Here is a 17805-nt window from a genome sequence, read left to right on the forward strand (position 1 = left end):
ATGTCCAAGGAAGTTTTCTCCCACCGCTACACCGGCGACGACCGCCTCAACCGCATCTTCGCCGACCGTTTCCGCCTCCCCGTCTGGTTGCAGCGGCTGCACGCCGCCCAGACCGGCCTGCCGGATCCCCGCACGACCGCGCGGCGCACCACGCCGCTCCGCGTGCTGGCGCGGGATCTCACTCTCCTCGCCGGCTTCTCCGCTCTTGCGGGGGGCATGGCGAGCCTCGCCGGGATCACCACCTTCGGCGGGTTGGCAGCGGCCGGCGTGTCCGGCCTCGCCACGCTCGGCGTCGTCGGGCGACTGCGCCGGCTGGTGGTCGGGCACACCCACGAAGCCTCGCACTGGATGATCAGCAAGTTCTATCGGCAGCACGGCGTGGAGAAGGACCGCGCCCGACAGCTCAACGAGGCCATCCTCGACCTGGGTTCCGCCCTCACGCTCACGCGCAACGGGCAGGACTACCGGGCCAAGCATCGCAAGCACCATGAGGAGCCCATCGTTGGGACTCTCATGGACCCTGACGGCATGGATCTGCACGCCTGGGGCTTGTGGGCGGGCCGGAAGATCACCTCCCTCCCCCGCGCCCTGCTCGTCACGGCGCTCGATCCGGTCTGGCACCTCGGCATGATCGCCTCGCGGCTGCGGTCGAACTTCGCGGCTGGCTCGTGGCAGCGTCGGGCGCTCGCGCTCCCGGCCCTGGCTTTCGTGACCGGCAGCGCCTTCATCCTGCCCCTGCAGGTCTGGCTGATGGCGATCGGGCTGCCGTGGACGGTGGGCTACAACATCGCGGCCCTGCTCCAGGTGGTGACGGAGCACCCGTACGCCCAGAAGGAGGGCGGCAAGGACCATGCGTCGCACGCGGCGCGCAACTGGATGCGCGTGCCGGTGGAACTCATGCCTGATCCCGCCCTCAAGGGTCTGGCCCGCCTGAAGGCCTGGACGCGATGGCTGGTCCGGATGGCACTCATCCACGTGCCGACCCGTCTTGCGGTCCTCGACGGCCCCATGATCGCGCATGGCTGGCACCACATGGCGTGGCCCACGGGGCACGCCTTCAGCGACTGGTGGGAAACCGCGCGCCGGGAACTCGAAGCCCGCCACGCCGGTGATCTCCCCCCGGAAGCTGCGACCCGGGTGCTGTTCGGGCTCCCCGAGGCCATCGGCCTCCAGGAGATCGAGTTCCGCAAGGATCCCGATCGCCGCTGACAACCTTTCGGGGCGCGCGCAACGCGCCCCGATCCCCTCATTGCGGCAGGCGGAAACCCAGTGCCTTCGCCCGCCGCAAGCCACAGCCTCGACCGCTGCCATCGGGCGCGATCCACCATCGGCAAGACACGACCGGTCGTTCGGGCTCGCGAGGGGAAGAAGGAAGGTACGAAGGAGAGCAAGGATACAAGGAGCAGACCGGCTCGCCGGCAGCCTGACAAGCCCTTGTCGATGCTCGCGAAACTGGAGCGGGCGATGGGAATCGAACCCACGACATACAGCTTGGGAAAATGTCGCAAGCCGTTGAAATATGAGCACTGCGTTTCTCGTCACGTCCCAACGCAGAGGAGTTTGAGACGTGGCGCTAACAATGAAACGGCCCGCCAAGCGGTGGAGCGCTGGCGAGCCGGATAATCGAAGCGGGCACAGGAAAGCCGCTCACGAAAATTGCTACACCAGCGGCATGGGCGCGTCCAGCGTCGGGGTCCCCGCCAAGCAGGCGGGCAGGCCATGAGCGTCGTTGCCATGGCATGGGCATGGGAGCGCAAATGCGGCTCCCCCAGCGCGAAGCTCATCCTCATGAGCCTGGCGGACTTCTCTAATCAGGATGGCGAGTGCTTTCCGTCCGTCACGCTGCTCGCGAAGCTCACCGAGCAGAGCGCCAGTACGGTCCGGCGCCGTCTTCAGGAACTCGAGAACGATGGTCTGATCGAACGGCGGGAGCAGTATCGAGAGAATGGCAGCCGAACGGTCGATCTTATCCGTCTGCTCATGACCCAGCAGGGCGGCGGTGGCGGCCCTCGCCGCCAAAAACCCGTTGATTTAGGCCCTGTCAATTTGGAAGGGCCGGCCCTTCCAGAATGCGAGGGCCCACCTGTCACGGGTGAACAGGGGGCCTTGTCAGCTGTGACAAGGCCAGAACCGTCATCTGAACCATCATCTGAATCTTCCCCCCAACCCCCAGGGGGTGGGGTGGATTTCGAGATGGAGCAGGATCCCGAGTTCGACAGGTTTCGGGAGCGATGGGGAGAGCACGCCAAAGGAGGCAGTTGGCGTAGAGCGCTGTCGGCTTGGCAGATGCTGCCTGCCGCAGATCGCACGGACGCCATGAGCCGCTTGCCGCGCTACCTCGAGGATTGCCGCACCCGGCAGCGCAAGGTGTGCCATCCGCGGACCTATCTCACGGAGCGCCGGTGGGAGAGCTACGCGGAAGCGCCCGTCCGGGCCAGAGCACCGCAGGACGGCATCACCGCTGCCGTGCATCTCGCGCGCCGGGCAGAGGATCGGACCGGCTGGGTATTTGTGCCGGCTGACTCGCCCGGCTGGCAGGCTTGGCATCAGGCCTTCATCCATGTGGGCGTGCCGTTCTGCGCGGCTCGCATGACCTACGTCGAACTTCCGGAGGGCGGCTTCACGCAGCTTATGGGGAGACATTTCCCCAGCGCTACGCCGCCGGCATACATAAGGGTGGCCCGATGACTGGACCCGAGAAACGTCATGATCCGTCGTTCTTCCTGCCGGCTGGGCGGGCTGGCGGAGGCGGCCCAACCATCCTGGCGGCTGAGCTGGAAAGCCTGCTGCATCTGGCGCGCCTGGATGCACTGCCGGTGCTGCATGAGATCGGCGGGCTGGTCGTTATCCCAGATACGGTGCAGCACCAGTTGACTGGCCATGCTGAGCCGGAAGCCCGTCGCCTTGCGCGCTGGATCGAGTTGGGGCTTGAGCTTGCAGCCGATGCGCCGGTGGTGGTGGAGACGACCGACTATGGCGAGGCTGTCCGGATCGCACAGCTGGTAAAGCCCGATTTCTACCCGGAAGGAAGCTGCGAGAGCGCGGCGCTGTGGTGGCTCATGGACAGGATTTCGAACGCGTCCAAGCCGATGTGGGTGCTTTCAGATCGCGAAAAGACGCGGTCGATGGTCGTCAGTCAGAGGACCACCAACCGCATTGAGGTGATCACGACGGAAGCCCTCCTTGAGCGGCAGACCGGGCTACATGAGGCCACAGCCCCCAACGAACCGGACGAGATCCCGAGCGACGATTTCCTGGCTGACATGCCGGTTGATGCCGTCGCGCGCGTCCTGCGGGGAATCCGCATCCGGAACGCACGCTTCCGCCTGTGCATGACGCAACAGGCCCTCGCGGAAGCGGCCGGCCTGACGCGCCAGACGATCATCGCGGTCGAAAAGAGGGGCACGATGAGCCGGCACACGCGGGCGAAGATCGAGGCCGTTCTCGGTCTCGATCTCGACCTCTGGTGCGGTCTTCTGCCAGGGCAGAGGGACGGGGCATGAGTGGCTGCGCCTATGCCCGTTCGCTTCCGCAGGCGCGGCTTGTCGCTGGCGGCGTTAGCCGCCACGGGGGTTTCGAAAGGGGGACACAGTCTCCCTTCGCCTACGCTGCAACATGGTTGCAGCTAGTAGGTTATAGGGATTTATAGGGATTAGCTCCATGGCAGACGTTATGATGCCGGATGCAACAACGGCCGCCGCCAATCCCAGGGCCATCTCCACACGCATCGAGGGGCGGAACCGGGCAGAGACGAACGGTGAGCGGGCCCACGACCTGAGGCTGGGACGCCAGCCGGCCTATGTGAACGCTGAGCGCACCCACCTTAACCGGACGCTGATCCGCAATCTCACCGGAGGTGAGCTGCGAACAATCTGCGACGGGCGCCGCCAGGCGTCCGGCCTCGTGCGCCAACGCAAGGTGTCGCAGCGCGCAGCGGTTTCTACGGCCGGCATCATCACATTCGGCAGGGAGGCGCAGCCCTGGATTGAGGCGCTGCCGGTCGATCAACAGGACCTGCTGTTTCGTAGCGTGGCAGAAGCAGTCGCCCTGCGGCTCGACACCTCGCTGCACGGTCTGGTGGTGCATCTGGACGAGTCCGCCATCCATGCTCACTACCAGATGGCTGCAACCACCCATGGCGGCAAGCCGGTCTCCAAGGTCGCGACGCCGGCGATCCTCGCCCAGTTGCAAGACATCGCGGCCGAGGTCGCTCAAAGGTTCGAGCCGAGGATCGAGCGTGGACACCGCAAGAGTGATCGCCTGGCGGCCGGCGCGAAGCCCTCGGAGGTCGTGCATCGTTCGGTGAAGCAGCTCCATCAGGAGCTGGGTCCAGAAATCGCGGCACGGCAGGCGGAAGTCGCCGGGCTGTTGGTGAAGCTCGACGCTTTGGCGCAGCAGGTTGTGAAAGAGCAGGAGAGGAAGGCCAAGAACGAGAGGCTAGCCGATGAAGCCCGGCGAAAGGCCGGCAACTGGGAAGAGACCGCCGACAAGGCCGAGAAGGCGCGGAAGCGAGCGGAAGTCTACGAGCGCCGCGCCCAAAGCGCCCAGACCGACATGGATGCTCTGACATCCGAGATCGCCCGAATCCAGCAGGATCGTGCAGAGGCCGAAGCCACCCTGAAGCATGCCGTGGGCAGGACCGAGGAGCAGGTTCGCCTTCGGGAGGAAGCGGAAGCGAGGAAGCGACGCGCAGAGGTGGAACTCGCAGCCCTCGCGATCTCAGCCATACCGCCAGCCCCAACGCTGCCCACGCCGGGGCTCTATCTCCGGCCCAGCAGTGCCAAGGCATGGGCAAATGCGCAGAACGAGCGCCTCTCCGCCGAGTGGAAAAGGACGCAGGAGATTGTGCAGGCACAGAGCAGGGAGGCGGTGAAAACGCAGGCCGCCGCCGACACCCTTTTGGCCTCGGCACGATTGGAGAAATCCGCTGCGCAAAAGGCCGGGCAGCTCAACCGGCGCGACGAGAGCAGGGCCAAGGAGCTTCACAGGCTGAGCATGACCCTCTCGACACGCGAGGCGGACCTGGAACGGGCGGAGGCCCGCATGAGTGAGGAGACCGAGCGCCTGAAGGTCCGCATGAGGCCGGTGGGCCTTCATGAGCTGCCGTCGGATCTGGTCGCCTTCGCATGGCGCCTCGCCCTTCCCAAATGGAAGGACGGGCAGTTCGGAGACCGCGGGCAATGGATGCTGTTCAATCACGAGCGACAGGAACGCAAAGGCTTCGGCCCTCTGTCCTGGCTCACCGTGCTTATCGGCAATGGCCTGAAGGCCGCGCGCATCATCTACGAGTGGTTCGGCGCGGAGCGCCTGGCTGCAACCGTTGCGCAGATTGCGATGCCGGAACCGGAAAAACCTGCGCCTCGTCCAGAGCCGCCCCCGACATTCATGCAAGGTCCTCAGCCGTGAAAGTGGGGGCGTCAGATCAACACGCGCTCGACCTCATCAAGCGATACTTCGTCGGATCGCCGACCATAGAGCTGGGTGGTGCGTGTGGAGCTGTGATTGGCCATCCGGGCTGCATTCTCCAGCGTGCCACCGTTCTTCAGATAGGCGGTGATCCCGGTAGCGCGAAATGTGTGGTTGCCAATACGGGGCCGGCAGCTTCCGCCCGCCGGCGGATCATGGTGTAGGCGTCCGCCTGCGCCATGTGGGTCTCGCTCAGTAGACCCGTCCCGCGCCTGATCGTCCGGAAGAGCGGGCCTTTGAGATCCCGCCCGATCCCGGCGGCATCGATATAAGCGTGCAGGTAGGTTTCTAGATTATGGTGACACGGAATCTCGTGCCGCTTGCCGCCCTTCTCATGCAACCGCACCCATAGGCGGCGGTTCTGCGTATAGGCATCCTCCACCTTCATGGAAAGCGCGGCACCGATCCGCGCGAACGAATAGACCATGAGCCCGATCAGCGCCCGGTCGCGCAAGCCCACCGGCGTGGTCACGTCGATCGCGTCGAGCATGGCCCTGGCTTCCTCCGGCGCCAGCACGGGCGTCTTGCCCCGCCGCACCACATGCGACGGGCCACGCACCGAAGCGGCCGGGTTGGTGGGCACCACCTGGCCTGTCACCAGCCAGTCGAGCAGGTGCCGTATCGCGGCTAGGTGCCGCTTGGCGGTGGGCGCTGCCCATGCCTGAGTCAACGCCTCGACATAGGCCGCGACATGCAAGGAGGTGATGGCTTCCAGCGTCGTGACGCCGTGCGCCTCACACCACGTGAGGAACGTCCGTACGTCGCGGGCATAGGCCCGCCGGGTGTTGGCGTTGCGGATGTGCGCGGTGAAGAATTCTAGAAAGCGGCAGGCAGCGCGCTCACCAAAAGCTGACAAGATGGTCAAAAAATCTGATTTGGCATTATTAATTTCAATATATACACTCATCATGGCGACTTTTTGCATATGTAAAGAGCTATATAAGGGGGAATTATATTATGCGGATTTCCACCTCCCTGAAATTGGATCGTATGCACGTGATCTGAGGCAATATGGTCCATGAATTTTCCGGGCCCTGTATCCGCTACGTGTCCTTTTTCATCAGCCCAATATCGATGATTTGCTCCGCCGGTCAAACCTCCATGGTTGTGTGGAGGCATCTCTCCTACAGAAATGATGTGGGCCTCTTCGCCTCCGACAGTGAGGGGGCGTCTTGCTGTTAGGTCCTGAGGCTTTAGAGATCCGTCTAGCTGCACCTGATTCCATGACCGAAAGTCAATGTGCGAGGGCGTTCCTGCTCCGACAATGAGCCGTCCTCGGGCCTCCTCAACCGGGGCCCAGCCTGAAGGACAGTGCTTGTTTGTCTCGTGAGGCTCGGCATCCCCCAGAAAGGCCACCACGACTCCCGGAGGCATTTCTGGTGGAAGCTTCAAAAAGAACAACAGCAGCCCACAAGCGACGGCGGCACCAAGGAAGCCAAGCACAGCGGGCGCCACGGGTGAGGCTCCTATGCGCCTGCCATTCTCGCGGGTTCCGAACAGCCAATTCCGAGCCTTTGGGAAAGCCAGCACAAGCCAAGGCACAGCCAGACCTGCAAGTCCCCAAATCGCGTGGATTGATCCCGCCATATCTCCGAGCGACGCGAGGAACCCAGCCATCCCCCCCTCCCACTTCTCCCGCTCTGCTTCGAGATACATCTAAAGCACTGATAAAGGACATTATCATAGATATGCGGTATCTTAGAATGCTACATTTGAAGGCACGCTCCTGACCCAAAGCGGCACTTTAAATGCCCTTTCAGCGACGTCCCTCTGGCGCCCCTCTCGGACGTTCAGACACCTTGGCACTGCACCCAAAACCGGACATCGACGCGGCGCGTGGCGAGCGCAGTCTAGGCCGCACCTGAGAAAGCGGGTAACCAGCACATGACGCGTGTTCGTGAGCAGCACGATGAAGGGGAATATCGGCGACGTGCGGCGAGCTATGGTCGAGCGCCTACGATGTTTGGAGCTTGAACTGGTTGACGTCTCGCCTACTCGCGCTCAGGCGCTAAGATGCGTTCCGGCTACCGAACTCTCAATAGAGAAAGCATCCGACGCGCCCTCGCGTTGTCGCTGTCACAAGGCAATACGATGACGCAGAAACCTCCTGCCGACGATCCGCGCTTTCATCACGAAATTTGGGCGGGTCCGACCACCGAAAGCGCGGAAACCGTCTCGGGGATCTACTACGTCGAGAACCACAACGGCCAATGCAGCTATGTCGAGCTGGCCCTAGATTTTCGGATGGCTGCTGACCTTGTCATTGAAGCCTATCAGAGGGACGGGCTGGGAAACTGGACGGCTCCAATTGCTCACTTGGTGCGCCAAACGCTGGAGCTTCGCCTTAAGGCGCTGCTAGACATGATTGGTCAGAAAGGCGGTGAGATCGGAACTAGACTGATCAGGTCTCATGACCTGAAGGCCATCTGGACTCGTTGCAGCGATTGGCTAGGCGAGTCGGCTTACCGATTTCGAGAAGATGCCCGACTCGCTCAGACTGAAAGGCTAATCGAGGCTTTTCACGCTATTGATCCCTCAGGGGATCTGTTTCGGTTCGGAATTTCCAACCAAACGGCGTTCGGCAAGCAGAAGAGCTACGACCGTGTCGGCCTTAGAATGGAAATCCTTGTTTCTGACTTCGCTGCGTCGGATGCCTTCCTGCACCATTGGGAAGCGGTCCTGCTACGTGAAATCATCGCAATCGAGATGAAATGGGATGAGGACCCATTCTTTGATCCGAACAACTTCCCGAAGCTCGCGGTCGACCCGCCTTGAGTTCCACAACGGCGGCACAAGTAGGCCGATGTCGCCAGACAGCCGTAAAGTTGCAATGTCATCCGGCGCAAAAGGAGGTAGTGTGACGTCAGCTAGGACTGGACCCTCCACCTGCAGCCCCGGGGCCGTCTGTCAGCAAAGCGCCCCATCTCGGCCTTAGAGAACGGATTGGCGATTTCCTGAGAGCAGACGTTGCTGCTTACCGCTTCACAGGTCATGGATGCGCCATGGCGGATCCGATAAAATCATCTAACTAACTGGTCGACGTTAGACTTCTGCCTGCGGAATCCCTCGGCTTGCACCAAATGAGGAACGTGTTATCGCCTATCGCGCCGATGTCCTGCGGCGTCATCGCCGTCACGTCGCAATCGCGATCGGCACTGCGATGACGGCTTCCACCGGTGTGAATATGTCGACGGCGGCGCCGGGCGCCCTGATGGTCACGATCAATGCGTAGCGCGTGACCGCGTCGAACCGTTCGAGGTATGGCTTTTCCTTCCACCATCCGCCGACCGGGAAGATGCCGATCGCATCTCGCTCGGCGAGGTCGGCCGCGCTTCCGGACCAGAAATCGCTATGCAGTGAGCCACGATCGCGAAATGTGCCGAGTAGCCATTCCTCTCCGCCACCAGCCGGAGCTCCCTCCTCTTCGTCGCGCGCTGCTTGGTTTATTCGGGCCCTGAACTCGTCAACGGTTTCGGTCGCAGACTTCACGCGGAATCTGAGGCCGTGCGAGGCGTAGCGATGCCGACGCGTCCAGCCGCGCTCCCCAGGGTTAGGTTCAATGTAGTACGACAGCGTCGCGCGGAGCTCCACCTGTGCCGCGCCGAGGGCGGCCAGTTGTTCCTTCGGCCAAGGCAAGCGATGCAACTTCATATCGCGCGTTTTCGCAGTCGCGCCGTCCTCTCGGTGAAATGGCTGCAATTCGTCTTCGACGATTAGCGTTAGATCGTTCACCGTCGACAGGAGCGCGCGCCCGAGATCTGGCACGCCGTAGCCGTAGCGCCGCACCAGCGCTTGGATTTGCCCCTTCGCGCCATTGCATGCGTCAATCCGGGCGCGCATCGCTGGTGTCCACTCGGCGGAATGGACGATCAGGGCCCGGACGGTTTCAGGCCACAGTCCTGGGCGCGCCACCAAGATATGTCCGGCCATTCGTGCCGCGTGCGCGGTCGCCGCGCTGGTATCGCCGATGGTGGTGAAATGGCGCAGGTCTGGACGGTAGAAGGTCGTTAGAATCTGCAGATCGTCGATCGGCTCGCCCGGCAAGGTTCCGTCACGGCCGAGATTCCCGCCCTCGAACACGACGTCGGGTTTCACGGGCCACTGTCTGTCCCATATGACGGACGTCCGACTGCGTGGGGAGAGTTCGCCGGCCGGCGCGATCGGCGCGTAATCGGCAAATGCGGCGTCGATGATGTCGACCTTCTCCGTGAAAGCGCCGACCGTCAGGGCGTTCCAAGCCTGGGCGGGATCATCCACCCCCTCTAAGTCGTTGCGCGTCAGATGATCGGCTGGCATCAGATCGCCACCGATGTTGCCGGCCGAGAGGATTATCAGCCGTCGCTGGACTTCCTCGAAACAGAGTTGGTCGACTGCCGCGGACCATGAGGTCGGCCTGCCGCGTGCTGGGTTTACGCTAGTCACAGCCATGGCAATCGCGCGGCGTCGGTTCGGAGCCTGGATTTCAGCGCGAGCGATCGCTTCTCCAGTGATCGCGCCGTAGAGTTCCGGATCGTTCGCTTGGTCCGCGGGCGGAAGAATGCGAACGCTTTCCAGCCGAAAGGGCAGTGGCACCGGGTCGCCGCTGGCCAAGACCGGGACTAGGTCGCCGTAGAGGCCAACGCCTGCCATCCGTGTACCGTGGCCATTCCACGTCGGCGTATCGTCACTGCCCCACGCGGGTCGGATGGTGTGCCAGTCCTCGGCGGCGAGCGCAGGTTCGATCAGCGGATGCGTCCGCCTCACGCCGCTGTCGAGGACGCAGATAGCAATATCGACCGCCGGCGGCGTCACGCGCTCAAGAAGCTCGTCGCTCCAGTCTCGTTGCTCCGCGCCGCCCATGCTCATGAAGAACGAAGGCGTATCTTTGGCGCGTCGCAGCTCCGCGACGACGTCGCTATGCGCAACCAGTCGATCAAGCATCTCCGCGCTAGCGAGCGCCAACATGACGATGCGCTCCGGAAACCTGACCGCATGCGCCCGCACAGTGAGATTCAACGCTTGGGCAATGCGCTCGAAGTTCTCGCGTCGCCCCTCGCGCAGCCAGACCTCCCACCAGACATGTTCGTCGGAGGCTTGAGGAAACAGAACGGCGTCATCGGTGAACAGAGATCTCGCCGTCGCCAGCCGCACAGTCTCCATACGCGAGACGAGTGGTTCGTTCCGGGGTCTGCCGCGGTCCGTGTCAACGTCCCGATAGGCCTCCACCTTCCGCTGAAAGTAGGCCTCCGCACGCTGCGGCACGAACACCGACGCCGTGATCGGCGCGCCGGGTTGGGCCGGCTCGTGCACGGCTACAAGCTCCATGTGCTGTCTACGATCAGCCAGTTGGTCGAGCCCGGCCCGCTCCGACGATTGCAGGTCGATCTCGAGGTAAAAGCCAGGAATGCCTACGGCGAGCTGTGCATCGCGCGCAGCAATCTGCTGGCGCGCACTCGCCACGGCCTGCTCGATCGATTGCAACAGGGCAGCGGCGTGCCCTGTTCGATCGCGCGCGGGGAGTGGCGCCGGCTCGATGCGTTGGTTCGGTCGCCGGTACGCTTCCCGCACGCCATTATTGAGGAGGTGGATGTGGGGACGATCGCGAGGAAAGTCGTCTGCCATTATGACCCGTGCTGTCGCTAATCAGACAGCGAGGCCTGCCGACGTTCCGTCAGCGCATCGAGAAGCGCCTCCGTCGTGATCCGCTTCCCGCCCCGCAATATGATTGTTTTTGCTGCATCGTCCGCTGCGCGGGTGATCTCCGCCTGGGACAATTTCTCGGCCTGCGTGATCGCCTCGCTCCAGCCGAGCCCTCTGGTGTCGAAGCGATCGAGGCGGGCGCGCAGGAGCGCCTCAATGAGCGGCTGGTCAGGGACATCGTATTCCATGACGTCGTCGAACCGGCGAAACAAGGCCTTGTCGAGAAGCTCGGGGTGGTTTGTTGCCGCGATGATCAAGCTCTGGCTTTCATCCTGCTCAAGGAACTGCAGAAACGAATTCAGCACGCGACGGATTTCGCCGACATCCTGGCGTTCTCCCCGACGCGCGCCGATGGCGTCGAACTCGTCGAAGAAGTAGACGCCTCGCGTCGTCTGGATCGCATCGAACACGAGGCGCAGCTTGCCGGCAGTCTCACCCATGAACTTGGTGATCAGCCCATCGAGGACGATCGTGAAAAGGGGCAGATGGAGTTCGCCGGCCAACGCCGAAGCCGTCATCGTCTTTCCGGATCCTGGGGGACCAACCAGCAGAAGCTTACGGCGGGGCAAGAGGCCGTGCTCGCGCAAACCGGCTTGCTGGCGCTGTTCGCCAAGCACTCGCTGCAGGCGACCTCGCAAGCCATCCGGCAGGACCATGTCGGTCAATCGCAGGTCTGGATAGCGCGCATGCAGGAGCCCGGCGAGCTCACCCTTGGGCTGAGCAAGAGGAACCGGCCGCGCGCTCCTCGCAATCCCCACGTCCCTGCTCTTGGCCGCGTCGACGAGGTCCTTGAGCTCCTGCGCGAGCTTGCCATGGCCCTGACGCGCCTCATGCGCAGCGAGCTGCATCGCGGTCGAGAGGAAGCGGTCCTCGTCGCCGGCAATATGGCTCTTGAGCAGCGTCACGATGTGGCGGGCGGTGGTCATAGGCTTATCTACACAGGTCCCCATCTGCATGCCCCAAGGCACATGACGTTAACTTTTCAACCGCGATTTGTATCGCTCAATCGTGTTTTTTCCCTTGCGACTTTCCTCGAACGGGTTCGAGCACGAGGCACGTAATGGTACCACGAAGGCGGTTCCGCCAATCGCCTTCCTACGTCGGCGCCTAGCCGACCTTCCAAAGGTCGACTAACGGTCACTCCAGGACGCCACATCGGTTAACCACGACGACCGCTTTTGACTGGCGACGCCAAAAGCCGCCATTCCGCATAAGGCCCAATACCGGACGTTCAGACACGCGCTTGGCTAGGTCCGCTTCTGGCGCCAAGCGAACCCGCTTAAAACCGCGTTGGACGGCATCCAGAATCCATTCAGCGGGACCAGCAACTCGCCACAAAAAACTCTCTGATGTTGAGGCAAGAAAAACTGCCCGAACCAATAGGCGTAGCTCCATGACGCTCACTTTCGCCATCGCAGACCTTCATGGCCGGGCTGACCTCCTTGATGCAGCTTTGGCCTCCATCGAAACAAGAGCCGCGAGCGGCACTGTTGTTTTCTTGGGCGACTATGTGGACCGCGGACCGAACAGCCGCGAAATAATTTCCCGCCTGTTGGCCGGTCCGCAGGGGCCGTGGAAGTGGCTTTGCCTGCGGGGCAACCATGAAGAGTTGATGTTCCGGGGGCTCACCCCGTCGCATGTGCGGTTCATCGAGCATGGTCTCTGGATGGCCAATGGCGGCGATGCGACATTGGGATCATACGGGGGCGATTGGCAGTCCGTACCCAATGCCCATATCGAGTGGTTGAAGAAGCTCCCGCTCATGCACATCGATATGCATCGAGTGTATGTCCATGCAGCCGTCGATCCCACCCGTGCCCTCCACCGCCAGACCGAGAGCACTGTGCTTTGGGACCTCTACAGCGACAGCGATGAGGGAGGGCATGGCGACTTTCATGTCGTCCACGGTCACCATCAATTTGTGGATGGCCCGCTCCTGAAAAAATGCCGCACCAACCTCGACACCTTTGCCTGGGCCTCGGGCCGTCTGGTCGTAGGGGTGTTCGATGATGATCTGCCTGGAGGGCCAGTCGAACTCATCGAGGTGATAGGCAACCCAACTTTAGCGGACAACGGCGCCACTGAACTGCCGACTGAATGAATGCGGGCTGACCACTCGCCTCTCAGGTCGAGAGGCGCTATCGGATTGATCCACGCTTCAACCGATGTATTGACATTCTGCAGCCAAGCACGCAGTTTTCCTATCGATCGCTACGCATTGTCGTAAGCGATCATGCATTGGCATGCATATTCAAACGGTTTTGGCCTGCCAGCAATCAGACAATGTGGTTGTTTCGCTGGGTGGGCAGAATGAATCGAAATATTGGCGCTCGTGCGCCTACGCGCCGCGTTAAGTACGACATTCGCGATGATGGTGATTTTCCATCCGAAGATGAGATCGCGCGCCGGCTCTCGCAGGATCCGAAAAGCTGGCCTGCAAAGGCCCTTGTGCTGGAGCGACAAGGCCTCCCCCGCATTGATCCGCTGATGGGTGGGCGTTACTGGCCTGCGGTGGATATGTGGTTTCAACGCCGACATGGGCTTTCTATTCTTCTTCCGTTCAATCCTGACGGAGAGGAGAATCTCAATGCCCTGTGAGCTAAATGCCCCAGGCCTGAAGCGCCGGAAGAACCGGGACGGAACCGAGCGGCTCTATTGGAGCGCCCCCAAGCCTGCCGCCCATGCCGGCTTTCCCACGGGTCTCGTGCGGCTCCATTACAGCCTTACTGATCCGTTGCATCATAAGCTCATCGAGAGCGCGTGCCTTCGCCTAGAGGCCGAGGCGCTGGAATGGGTTGCTGGGCGGCGCGAGACCCGCAATGCCTTTGACGGCACGATCGCAAGCCTCGTCCGGCGATACCAGAATGATTCGGCCAGCCCGTACCGTGATGTGAAGTGGAACACGCAGCGGACCTACGATCAGGTGCTTGGCGTGATCGAGAAGGCCTTCGGCGGGCGCTCCCTTGCTGCGCTCGGCATCGCCGACTTTCGCAGATGGTATGACGAGGCAAAGCGCCCGAAAGTGGCTGGCGGCGCCGAGCGCGTGCGCAAGGCGCACGGCATCATCACCATGCTGCGCCGGATGTTCGAGTATGGTGTCACGGCCGATTTGCCGGAGTGCTGGCGGCTTCTGACCATTCTGCAGCACGCTCGCTTCAAGGAGCCAGCCCGGCGGCGTCACAGGCTCGAATTTCGCCACGTACGGGCATTCATCATCAAGGCATTGTTTTCGGGCCGCCTGTCATTGGCGCTCGGTACGGCCCTGCAGTTCGAAACGACCATGCGCCAGCGGGACGTTATCGGCGAGTGGGAACCAGTGAGTGCAGCTGCCTTTGAAGACGACATCGTGCTCGGCGGGCGACGCTGGGTGCACGGTCTGAGATGGGCCGACATCTCCGATGCGTTCGTGTTGAGAAAGGTGACGACCAAGACCGGAGCGCCGATTGGGCACGATCTAAGCGAGTGCCCAATCGTGATGGAGCTGTTGGAGCGCATCCCCGCAAGCAGGCGGAGCGGTCCGTTGATCATCGATGAGACGGCTGGTCGCCCTTATGCCGAACACGCTTATGCCCGCGAATGGCGGTTGATCGCCCGTGCCGCCGGCATCCCCGACGACGTGTGGAATATGGACGCGCGTGCGGGCGGCATATCCGAGGCAGACGACGCCGGTGCGGATCTAGACGCCATCCGCTCCGCTGCGGGACACTCGCAAATGTCGACGACGGTGCGCTATATCCGCGGCACTGTTGGCAAATCACGTAATGTCGCCCGTCTCCGCGTTGCTCATCGCGCGGAGCAGGGCCATTCCAACCAACCCGTTTAACCGAGGAACGTGGCGAGGAACGCGAGGAACGGATAGTTCAACGGTAGGCCGACAAGCCCTTGTCGATGCTCGCGAAATTGGAGCGGGCGATGGGAATCGAACCCACGACATACAGCTTGGGAAGCTGTCGTTCTACCACTGAACTACGCCCGCAGCCGTTGGCACCATAGACAGGTGCCGGGGCCACCAGCAAGGGGCAAGCCGGCGATTTCCGTGGAGCAGGCGCCGCCTCGCGCCAGCGCGAATGGACGCGGAGCGCACGCTTACAGGCCAGCACCATGGACGTGTGAACCGTGCTCCGAAAGGACCGGCGAGAGGCAATGAATGAGAACGGCTCCGCTGCCCCTCGCAACCGAAAAACGTTTCGGCGGGAGACACGCCCGCCCGCATGCCATGCCTCCCATACGCCCGCCAACGCACATCCGCGCGCCGCCCAAACCTCAGGCGGGAGCATCCATGCAGGCGCTCCAGGTGGCGCCGGGGCGGGGGCCGTCGAGGGCCGGTACGTCCACATAGGGAATGGACACGCTCTGCGACGAGAACACCATGGCGGACACCGCCCCGCCCGTGCCGTAGCTGTTGGTGCGCGTGGCCGAGCCGTCATAGCCGATCCGGTAGGGCAGGCCCTCCTTCATCGCTCTGGCAATGATCTGGTCGGTGCAACGCTTCGCCTTGCGGGCTTCCACGTCCGTCGCGCTGTCCTGCGTGGCACAGGACGCAATAATGGCGGAAAGCACAACCACCGGCACCAGAGGCAATAGTTTACGCTGCATAAGCTCATCCTGCGTCTCCCGCAGGCACAGGGTGCCGGCGTGGAGAAAGACTGCCCCGCGCGCAAGTGTGCTGGTGTTCTTCTGGCAAGGCAACCGCTGGCCCCGACATACCGTGCCCGACAGCCCGCCTCCCCCCTGAGAGCGATTTCCCGACTTCAAGGTGATTCACCCGGGTTCCATCAGCCTCTATGCTCGCTTCATGTCACAGCCCCTGCCCCTCCCGCCCTTCCATGCCCGCTTCCAGTCCTTCGAGGAGACCGCCGACGGCAGCGCCGGGCCGGCGCGCCTGAAGGCGCTCCGGGAGGAGCTCGCAAGGCGCGGCATCGACGGCTACATCGTGCCGCGCGCCGATGCCCACCAGAACGAATATGTGCCGCCCGCCGAGGAGCGCCTTGCGTGGCTGACGGGATTCACCGGCTCGGCCGGCCTGCTCATCGTGCTGCCGGACGTGGCGGCCCTGTTCGTGGATGGGCGCTACACGCTTCAGGCCGCCCAGCAGGTGGATGGCACCGCCTTCACCGTGGTGCCGCTGGCCGAGATCTCGCCCGATCGCTGGCTGGAGGCGAACCTGCCCGCCGGCACCTCGCTCAGCTTCGATCCGTGGCGCACCACGCTGGATGGGCGTGAGAAATACGCGCGGGCGGTGGCGGAAGCGCGCGGCGTGCTGGTGGCGGTGCCCGAAGATCCCATCGCCGCCATCTGGCCCGACCGGCCGCCCCCGCCCGCAGCCCCCGTGCGCCTGCATGACGGGACCATCGCAGGCGAGAGCATCGCCGACAAGCTCACGCGCGTACGCGCGGCGCTGACCAAGGCCAAGGTGGATGCGGCCCTCATCACCGATCCGCACGCCACCGCCTGGCTGTTCAATATCCGTGGCGGCGACGTGGCCCACACGCCGCTGCCGCTGTCCTGGTCGCTGGTGCCGCGCGAGGGCCAGCCGCTGCTCTTCATCGATCCCGCCAAGCTCTCCAACAGCGTGCGCGATGCCCTCGCCCCTGCGGCCGACATCCGGCCCGAGACCGATCTGGAGCCCGCGCTCGCCGCCTTCGCGCCGGGCAAGACCCTGCGGCTCGATCAGGCCACCGCCCCCGTGCATCTGGCCGAGGTGGTGGAGCGGGCCGGGGGAACGGTCGCCAAGGGCGCCGATCCGGTGAGCGCGCTGAAGGCGCGCAAGAATGCGGCCGAGATCGCCGGCATGACCGCCGCCCATGTGCGCGACGGCGCCGCGCTCACACGGTTCCTGCACTGGTTCGATGCCGCCGCGGCCACGGGCAGCCTCACCGAGATCGACGCGGTGGAGGCGCTGGAGACCTTCCGCGCCGCCAATGGCGACCTTGCCGACGTCTCCTTCCCCACCATCTCGGGGGCGGGGCCGAACGGGGCCATCGTGCATTATCGCGTCACCCGCGCCAGCAACCGCACCATCGGGACGGGCGAGCTGTTCCTGCTGGATTCCGGCGCGCAATATCCGGACGGCACCACGGACGTGACCCGCACCATCGCGGTCGGCACGCCCAGCGCCGATATGCGTCGCCATTTCACGCTGGTGCTGAAGGGCCACATCGCGCTGGCCCGCGCGGTGTTTCCGGAGGGCACCACGGGCGCCCAGCTCGATCCGCTGGCCCGCCAGTATCTGTGGGCGGCGGGGCTGGATTTCGAGCATGGCACCGGCCATGGCGTGGGCGCGGTGCTCTCGGTGCATGAGGGGCCGGCGCGCATTTCCAAGCTCGGCACCGTGGCGCTGGAGGCGGGCATGATCCTCTCCAACGAGCCCGGCTTCTACAAGGCCGGCGCCTATGGCATCCGCATCGAGAACCTGCTGCTGGTCGCCCCCCGCGCGGTGGACGGGGCAGAGAAGAAATGCCTCGCCTTCGAGACGCTGACGCTCGCCCCCATCGACCGCCGCCTCATCGAGGTGAGCCTGCTGGACGCGGCCGAGGTGCTGTGGATGGACGCCTATCACGCCCGTGTCGCCGCCGAGGTGGGGCCGCTGATGGATGACGACACCCGCGCCTGGCTCGCCAAAGCCACCGCGCCGCTCGCCTGAGGCCTGTGTTTTCCGCC

General features: G+C 63.5%; 13 protein-coding genes and 1 tRNA gene. 9 read left to right on the forward strand and 5 right to left on the reverse strand.

Annotated elements, in window-relative coordinates; genetic code table 11:
• From IEW24_RS19300 to IEW24_RS19315, 4 genes are all read left to right on the forward strand, one after another.
• Window positions 1–1209 (forward strand): hypothetical protein, encoded by a 1209-nt coding sequence (locus IEW24_RS19300; RefSeq protein WP_188581682.1) that lies wholly within the window; start codon window positions 1–3, stop codon window positions 1207–1209.
• 510 nt (window positions 1210–1719) lie between these two features.
• Complete coding sequence (locus tag IEW24_RS19305; protein ID WP_188581684.1) at window positions 1720–2688, forward strand: helix-turn-helix domain-containing protein; 969 nt, start codon at window positions 1720–1722, stop codon at window positions 2686–2688.
• A complete protein-coding gene (locus IEW24_RS19310) occupies window positions 2685–3503 on the forward strand; it encodes a helix-turn-helix transcriptional regulator (protein WP_188581686.1) in 819 nt (272 codons plus the stop codon). The genes IEW24_RS19305 and IEW24_RS19310 overlap by 4 nt, the downstream gene beginning before the upstream one ends.
• A 157-nt stretch (window positions 3504–3660) precedes the next feature.
• Complete coding sequence (locus tag IEW24_RS19315; protein ID WP_188581688.1) at window positions 3661–5406, forward strand: plasmid recombination protein; 1746 nt, start codon at window positions 3661–3663, stop codon at window positions 5404–5406.
• Window positions 5407–5542: 136 nt separating this feature from the next.
• Here IEW24_RS19315 and IEW24_RS19320 read toward each other — a convergent pair whose 3' ends face one another.
• Entirely contained in the window at window positions 5543–6376 is an 834-nt protein-coding gene (locus IEW24_RS19320) for a site-specific integrase (protein ID WP_244644548.1), read from the reverse strand.
• Window positions 6377–7479: 1103 nt separating this feature from the next.
• On the opposite strand from IEW24_RS19320, the gene IEW24_RS19325 reads away from it, so the two are divergent.
• A complete protein-coding gene (locus tag IEW24_RS19325; RefSeq protein ID WP_188581690.1) occupies window positions 7480–8241 on the forward strand; it encodes a hypothetical protein in 762 nt (253 codons plus the stop codon).
• A gap of 357 nt (window positions 8242–8598) precedes the next feature.
• Here the strand turns inward: IEW24_RS19325 and IEW24_RS19330 are convergent, their stop codons facing one another.
• Window positions 8599–11067, reverse strand: a complete 2469-nt coding sequence (locus IEW24_RS19330; RefSeq protein ID WP_188581692.1) for a S8 family peptidase — start codon at window positions 11065–11067, stop codon at window positions 8599–8601.
• A gap of 17 nt (window positions 11068–11084) precedes the next feature.
• The gene (locus IEW24_RS19335) at window positions 11085–12071 is read right to left on the reverse strand and encodes an AAA family ATPase (protein WP_188581694.1); all 987 of its coding nucleotides are present in this window, start codon (window positions 12069–12071) and stop codon (window positions 11085–11087) included.
• A 467-nt stretch (window positions 12072–12538) separates the two neighbouring features.
• Here IEW24_RS19335 and IEW24_RS19340 point away from each other — a divergent pair, with 467 nt between their 5' ends.
• The 3 genes from IEW24_RS19340 to IEW24_RS19350 all read left to right on the forward strand — a co-directional run bounded on the left by IEW24_RS19340 (window position 12539) and on the right by IEW24_RS19350 (window position 14968).
• Complete coding sequence (locus tag IEW24_RS19340; RefSeq protein WP_188581696.1) at window positions 12539–13246, forward strand: metallophosphoesterase; 708 nt, start codon at window positions 12539–12541, stop codon at window positions 13244–13246.
• A 209-nt stretch (window positions 13247–13455) separates the two neighbouring features.
• Window positions 13456–13743: a hypothetical protein gene (locus IEW24_RS19345; RefSeq protein ID WP_188581698.1), complete on the forward strand. Its 288-nt coding sequence runs from the start codon at window positions 13456–13458 to the stop codon at window positions 13741–13743.
• Window positions 13733–14968, forward strand: a complete 1236-nt coding sequence (locus IEW24_RS19350) for a site-specific integrase (protein ID WP_188581699.1) — start codon at window positions 13733–13735, stop codon at window positions 14966–14968. Before IEW24_RS19345 ends, IEW24_RS19350 begins: the two co-directional genes overlap by 11 nt.
• A 78-nt stretch (window positions 14969–15046) precedes the next feature.
• Here IEW24_RS19350 and IEW24_RS19355 read toward each other — a convergent pair.
• Together IEW24_RS19355 and IEW24_RS19360 are read right to left on the reverse strand one after the other, a co-directional pair.
• Window positions 15047–15121, reverse strand: a tRNA-Gly gene (locus IEW24_RS19355).
• Between the two features lie 287 nt (window positions 15122–15408).
• A complete protein-coding gene (locus IEW24_RS19360; RefSeq protein WP_188581701.1) occupies window positions 15409–15741 on the reverse strand; it encodes a hypothetical protein in 333 nt (110 codons plus the stop codon).
• A 199-nt stretch (window positions 15742–15940) separates the two neighbouring features.
• Between IEW24_RS19360 and IEW24_RS19365 the strand changes: the two genes are divergently transcribed.
• Window positions 15941–17788, forward strand: a complete 1848-nt coding sequence (locus IEW24_RS19365) for an aminopeptidase P family protein (protein WP_188581703.1) — start codon at window positions 15941–15943, stop codon at window positions 17786–17788.
• Window positions 17789–17805: the final 17 nt, after the last annotated feature.

This window comes from Azorhizobium oxalatiphilum, assembly GCF_014635325.1.
GTDB classification, from domain to species: domain Bacteria; phylum Pseudomonadota; class Alphaproteobacteria; order Rhizobiales; family Xanthobacteraceae; genus Azorhizobium; species Azorhizobium oxalatiphilum.

Excerpts from the sequence above, each read along its gene's own strand:
- IEW24_RS19300 (WP_188581682.1), top strand. The coding sequence starts at position 1 with ATGTCCAAGGAAGTTTTCTCCCACCGCTACACCGGCGACGACCGCCTC.
- IEW24_RS19305 (WP_188581684.1), top strand. The coding sequence starts at position 1,720 with ATGAGCGTCGTTGCCATGGCATGGGCATGGGAGCGCAAATGCGGCTCC.
- IEW24_RS19310 (WP_188581686.1), top strand. The coding sequence starts at position 2,685 with ATGACTGGACCCGAGAAACGTCATGATCCGTCGTTCTTCCTGCCGGCT.
- IEW24_RS19315 (WP_188581688.1), top strand. The coding sequence starts at position 3,661 with ATGGCAGACGTTATGATGCCGGATGCAACAACGGCCGCCGCCAATCCC.
- IEW24_RS19320 (WP_244644548.1), bottom strand. The coding sequence starts at position 6,376 with ATGATGAGTGTATATATTGAAATTAATAATGCCAAATCAGATTTTTTG.
- IEW24_RS19325 (WP_188581690.1), top strand. The coding sequence starts at position 7,480 with ATGCGTTCCGGCTACCGAACTCTCAATAGAGAAAGCATCCGACGCGCC.
- IEW24_RS19330 (WP_188581692.1), bottom strand. The coding sequence starts at position 11,067 with ATGGCAGACGACTTTCCTCGCGATCGTCCCCACATCCACCTCCTCAAT.
- IEW24_RS19335 (WP_188581694.1), bottom strand. The coding sequence starts at position 12,071 with ATGACCACCGCCCGCCACATCGTGACGCTGCTCAAGAGCCATATTGCC.
- IEW24_RS19340 (WP_188581696.1), top strand. The coding sequence starts at position 12,539 with ATGACGCTCACTTTCGCCATCGCAGACCTTCATGGCCGGGCTGACCTC.
- IEW24_RS19345 (WP_188581698.1), top strand. The coding sequence starts at position 13,456 with ATGAATCGAAATATTGGCGCTCGTGCGCCTACGCGCCGCGTTAAGTAC.
- IEW24_RS19350 (WP_188581699.1), top strand. The coding sequence starts at position 13,733 with ATGCCCTGTGAGCTAAATGCCCCAGGCCTGAAGCGCCGGAAGAACCGG.
- IEW24_RS19360 (WP_188581701.1), bottom strand. The coding sequence starts at position 15,741 with ATGCAGCGTAAACTATTGCCTCTGGTGCCGGTGGTTGTGCTTTCCGCC.
- IEW24_RS19365 (WP_188581703.1), top strand. The coding sequence starts at position 15,941 with ATGTCACAGCCCCTGCCCCTCCCGCCCTTCCATGCCCGCTTCCAGTCC.